The 5,541-nt window shown below is 29.2% G+C and carries 5 protein-coding genes; all 5 read right to left on the minus strand.

The window, feature by feature from the left end; all coding sequences use genetic code 11:
* Positions 1-111: 111 nt before the first annotated feature.
* Positions 112-1,410 (minus strand): hypothetical protein, encoded by a 1,299-nt coding sequence (locus tag BMY79_RS11500; RefSeq protein WP_074731012.1) that lies wholly within the window; start codon positions 1,408-1,410, stop codon positions 112-114.
* 25 nt (positions 1,411-1,435) lie between these two features.
* On the minus strand, positions 1,436-2,566 hold the full coding sequence (locus BMY79_RS11505) for a hypothetical protein (protein WP_074731013.1): 1,131 nt from the start codon (positions 2,564-2,566) through the stop codon (positions 1,436-1,438).
* A gap of 35 nt (positions 2,567-2,601) precedes the next feature.
* Positions 2,602-5,031 carry a hypothetical protein gene (locus BMY79_RS11510; protein ID WP_074731014.1) on the minus strand — a complete coding sequence of 810 codons (2,430 nt, stop codon included), beginning with the start codon at positions 5,029-5,031 and terminating at the stop codon, positions 2,602-2,604.
* Between the two features lie 16 nt (positions 5,032-5,047).
* Positions 5,048-5,332 carry a TIGR04197 family type VII secretion effector gene (locus tag BMY79_RS11515; RefSeq protein WP_074731015.1) on the minus strand — a complete coding sequence of 95 codons (285 nt, stop codon included), beginning with the start codon at positions 5,330-5,332 and terminating at the stop codon, positions 5,048-5,050.
* A 9-nt stretch (positions 5,333-5,341) separates the two neighbouring features.
* Positions 5,342-5,541: hypothetical protein (locus BMY79_RS12240; protein WP_207645461.1), on the minus strand; the 200-nt coding region annotated here is incomplete at its 5' end.

The raw sequence follows: 5,541 nt of genomic DNA on the forward strand, positions 1-5,541 counted from the left end.
GTTTTCTGTTTTTTTCGTAGCTGTTTGCTTTAGTTTCTTTTGTGTTTATTGTTTTGCCCTTCAAACCTTCACCTCCTAGGGCGTAGGTACGTGAAAAGAGATAAATGCTGATTAATATTTCATGCCTTGAACAACACACTCTGGTTTGACTTTCTTATAATAGTCCTTCAAACTATCAACTGATGCGTTCTTTAAATTTTTAGCACAATCATCTCCAACATGAACTGTATCATAATTTAATTTTTTACCTTCTGGTAAAAGCTGTTTGGCAATCTCGTCAGAATTTTTTTCATCTCCTGCATACCAATCAATTACATAGTCATCACTTGCATATTTTTTTGCAAATTCTGGGAACTTCTTGGCAAGTTTTGATGACTTATCCAAGTCGCTTCCAAGCATTTTTATATGCACCGGAGTCTTAGCAACATCACTTAAATATGTTGCTCGATATTTGATTTTGTTTGAATCTAATAAAGTTTCAAATGAAGCTCTGTCCATGTAGTTTTTCAAGCAATAGCTGTTTCGTTCTTGTGTTTGTGTTTTTAATGCTGATTGAGCTAGTTGTGTTTTTAATACCAGCTTATCATTTTTTTTATTAAGGCTTGAATCATCTCCACTCTCAATGCTTTCTTTATCTTTAAGCTCATTTGAACCAGAATCTTTTATTCGATCTGGCAACTCATCAAATGAGATTTTCTTCATCTGATCTTCATCGATATAATATGCAAAATATTCAAAACTATCGATTGTTTTACAATCTAGTTGTTTAGGAATTTCAAAAACCATTATACGCTTTCCTGATTTGTCAGCACAAATGATTGGATTTTGGAATTCTCCCTTCACCAAGATTCCGTCTTTATCCTTTTGAGAACTTTCAACTAGTTTTTTGCGTACATCTGATTGGAAATCTGTATTCTCAATCAGTTTTTTTATTTCTGTTAATACATCAACTTTTTTTTCAACTTTTTGAGTATTAATATTATAAATCTGAATTTCTACTTTTTTACAAAAATCAACATAATCGCCCCTACTATTCTCATTAATACACATTCTTTTCAAAATCTGTGCTTCATAACTTATGAACCTATTTGTATCAATTCTCATATCATACTCAAAGGAATTATCTGTTCCTTTCCTTTTTACAATACAACAATCTCCACTACTTTTTTTTCTATATACCGCTTTCATTCTACTAAACAATGACCCCGTTGAATATAATTTATCTTTTATATCCCAATAATAAATATCTCTTGTTTTTGAATTATTATATTTATTACTTTCTGCTTCAAGCATACTATTAAAGCTAGGTATACCATTTTCTTTAACAATAAAGCCTATAATAGCACTTACAATAACAATGGCATATAGAAATTTTATATCTATTATTTTGTCCAAAATATTATTTTTCATTTATCTTCTCCCAATTATCACTTGCTTATTTTTCTGTTTCTTTTTGTTTTTGAATATCTAAATACTCTTGGAAATTTCTACAAACTTTTCCTTTATAGTAATCATCATAAGGATTTGCTTTTTCTAAATTTAATCCTTTTTTACCATAAGAAACTTTTTGTCCTATCGGTAAAAAATATTCAACTAATTGATCTGGATTATTTATTCCATTTATATAGAAGTTTATGCATTTACCCTGCTTACCAATATATTTCTTTAGTTTTGGATAAACCTTATATAGTTTTGCATTTTTTTTAGGCAATTCACTAGAATCAACACTAATGTATAAATCACAATAAGGATCACTTACAAAACAATAGGTATCTATTTTAGCTTTATTAGTTCTCATCAGTTCCTTAAAAGTATCAGCATTCATATAACCCGTTTTTTCAGACTTTAAACTTTCTGTTTCATAAGGTTTAAACTTTTCGTCATTACTATACTCATCATAAAACACTTGATATCCCTCTGAATTTTTTTGTAATATTTTTCCATTGCAAAAAATAACCGGCATACCTATATAATTATTCTTTAAAAACCAAGTTTTTTTTGCCTTTATTCCATACAGAGCATTATTTTTATCATATTTTTTTAAATACGGCATCAATTCTTCTTCTTTTTCAACTTTTTTCTTGTCAACGTTATAATACTGTATTTTTAAACTATCCATTCTCATGAAATAATCTTTTGGAAGGAACTCATCGATAATATACTTTCTATCAAAATGCCATGCGTAACGGTATTCATTATGAGCATCATAAAAATGATTTTTCATAGTTGTAAAAAAATCAAATTTTCGTTGTGAATACTCTGCTTTAAAAGTTGCAAATCTATTCGAAGAAATTCTCTGGAAATAACAACTCCCTTTATATTTTTTTTTGTCAAAAACTAGACAAACACTATCACCTGGCGTCGTACTTCTTTCCACTAATTCAATAGCAGAAAAATTCATGTTTTCAAATTTAGTTTTTACCTTTACATACTTAAAATCAAACGGCACAAAATATACTACTGCTACTGGTAATAATAAAACCAAACACATGATAAATATTAACCATTTTCTCTTCTTGTTTTTTTTCTTTAGTTTTGAATCTTGCTTAATATCCGATTTTTTCACCTGTCAAATGCCTCCTTGAAAATTTAACTTCATTTTCATCTCATTTTAAGACTCACTGAAATTTTATCCCTTTCCTTTTTTATAGCAGAAATCAAAGAATCTTCCTGATTTTTATCAAGATATTGCTCTACTGCTCTACTAGCTTCACAATATTTATGGATTTCATCTGTACTCATACCACTATTAACACCTTTTCTGATAATTTTTTTAATTTCACTAAGTGATAATCCATAAACCTTCTCTAAATCTTTTTTCTTATACCAGTCTGTAAAATTCTGTCCTTTTTTCTTCGGATTTGACTTTTGTGAATCTGGTATACATCCTTTTATAACATACTTTACATTATCATTTTGTTGTTCTCTAGATAAAAGACCTCTCTTTAACTTTCTATAAGCTAAAATTGATGCTATATCCCCTTGTTCAAACGCACTATAATGTTCATTATCGCCATCCTCACCAGACGAAACATATGTCATTATATTATCTTCATATACTTGTTTGATTTCTTTTCTTTTATTTTTTAAAAAATTCTTATCTTCTTCAATTGCATCATATAATCCTAACAAATTTCCTACCTCCATAGTAGCTCCTGCCATCCCCTTTGCAAATCCCGAACTTTGAACAAGAGCATGACTATTTCTTATCTTTGATACTCCAGGAATTCTTGATAAAGAATTTTGCATATCTTTAACAGGTTTTTTAGTAATATCTTTTACTTTTTCATTTATATCTAGATTTTCGTCAAACTCTCCCCCATAAATCTCGCCTGCTAACTCTAAAGCCTTATCCCTATCCATGTCATTGCCACATGAAGAAATCAAAACATCTGCGAAAACTCCATAAATAGGATTTATCGCAGTTATACCAGCTACCAATGCACTTTTTGATGTATCTTTTGCCCAATCCTTTACAGCATGTGGACCTTCTTTTATTTCAGATTCAATTGCTTTAATTTTTTGTTCAGCATCCTTTACACTTTTATCCTGATAATACTTCTCTTCAAACTTTTTATTTTTTGTTTTAAAAGTAAATGAATCATATATATCCATATGTATAATAATATTATCAATTTTATTGTCATTCGTATTAGTATTCTCCGGATATGAAATATTTGTTATCATCTTAGGCCAAGCATACGTACTAGATGCTAATATATATGGTCCAAACGGATTATTTGGTTGACTTTCAACCTTATATTTATATTGTGTTTCTTTAAACTGGTCAAATATGTCATAATTAAACATTATGAAGCTTTTTGAACGCTCAAGTGCTTTCACAGCATTCTGCATTATATTTGATTCATAATTATTAACCTCATCTTTTTCGCATATATAAACCGTTTTACCAAGTAACTCTTTATATGTGTCCTCTGCACCTTGTTTCATAAGTTCAATAAAGCCCTTGCTTCTTTCATACGCTTCTTTATCAGACCTTTCAACACCATCATCTAGCATTGCATTATAAAATTTTTCCAAATCTTTTTCAGCATTTTTATCATCTGGATTAGAATTAAAATAATAATACTTATTAAAACCATTAGTTTGTACAAATCTTTTAGCATATTCGTTTAAATTATCTGCTTTAATCCCCTTAAACGCTGCCTTATAATCACCTTTTATAATGTTAACTGCACAATTTAAAGAAGTTCCTTTTTTATCATCATTTTTTTCTATATTAATCAATGTGTCATATAAATCATCTGATGTACAATTATTACTTTTTGTATATTTCTGAATTTGTTCCTTTGTTAAATTTTTAGATTCAAAATACAAATTGTTTCTTTCATCATACAATTCATTCAATTTTTTTGAATAACTCTTGTATTCTTTTCTCCAGGATGCTTTTTTATCTTGCGAATAATTTCCATCTTTTACAGCCCCTTTTTGCACCGAAGCAAGAATCTTTTCTGCTGTACTCTTGTATCCATTTCCTGCATCAAATAATGCTTTTGTTGCATTCTCTATCTGATTATATTTTTCAGTTTTTTTTTCAATAATAGCTTTTGCTTCATCCACTTTATTATTCACATTTTGAATCTGTTGCATTGATTGTTGTCTGTGTGCTGAATACTCCTTACCCAATAGCTTATCCAAACTTTTTGTTGAAGCATTAAATCCTGCTTTAAACGATGTCCCTAAATTCATTGAAACAGCCGAAAGCAACTGAGCGTCATGTTGTAATTCTTCAGAATCTAGTACTTCATCACCCACTGTATTCTTTAATTTAAAATATGAATTCTGATATTCTGTAATCATTGCATTTATCATCGAAAAATATGCTTTCATATCTTCAACTAGCTCTTTTTCACAGTTAAATCCTGCACATTTTATATCTGTGGTATTGCTTATTTCACTGTATGAATTTATAGCACTTGCCACATTAGATGTCTCTTTAATGCATGTGGAAATTCCTTCATCACACTCCGTTTTAACTGTACTTGGATTTAAATAAAATTTTTGACACATATCCTTACTCCTTTTATTATTTACTGCTATTTTTTTTGCCTTGTTCCTGATCCATTTTTTTATATTTCTCTTTGATTTCGTCTAATCTTTTAGCTTCATTTTTCGTTGTTGAATTTATTTCTTTCACTTTCTGAGAAATATTACTAAATGATGTTTTTGACTTTTTTACTGCTGTCAAAGTTGTTTTACTATCATGATTTTTTTGTGATACATTTTTAAATAAATCCGCTGCTTTATCTAAATCATCAGTAAGTTTTTTTACTGCTTTATCATTTATATTAATCCCTGAATTACTACCCATCGTACACCTCTACCTTTTATCAATCCTATTTAACTCGCTTCTAATTGCATCTTCCTCTTCTTGAAGTCGAGTTAATTCTCGATTGATTCTTTTTCTCATATCATCAACAAATTCCTGCTGAGTTCTCTCCATATCAATAATCATAGACCTTAATTCATCTATAGTTATTTTCAATTTTGGATCCATCCTTTTTTCGCCCTCATTTGCAC

The organism is Lachnobacterium bovis (assembly GCF_900111325.1).
GTDB classification, from domain to species: domain Bacteria; phylum Bacillota; class Clostridia; order Lachnospirales; family Lachnospiraceae; genus Roseburia; species Roseburia bovis_A.

Bases quoted from the DNA above. Each gene is read 5' to 3' on its own strand.
- BMY79_RS11500 (WP_074731012.1), bottom strand. From the start codon at position 1,410: ATGAAAAATAATATTTTGGACAAAATAATAGATATAAAATTTCTATAT.
- BMY79_RS11510 (WP_074731014.1), bottom strand. From the start codon at position 5,031: ATGTGTCAAAAATTTTATTTAAATCCAAGTACAGTTAAAACGGAGTGT.
- BMY79_RS11515 (WP_074731015.1), bottom strand. From the start codon at position 5,332: ATGGGTAGTAATTCAGGGATTAATATAAATGATAAAGCAGTAAAAAAA.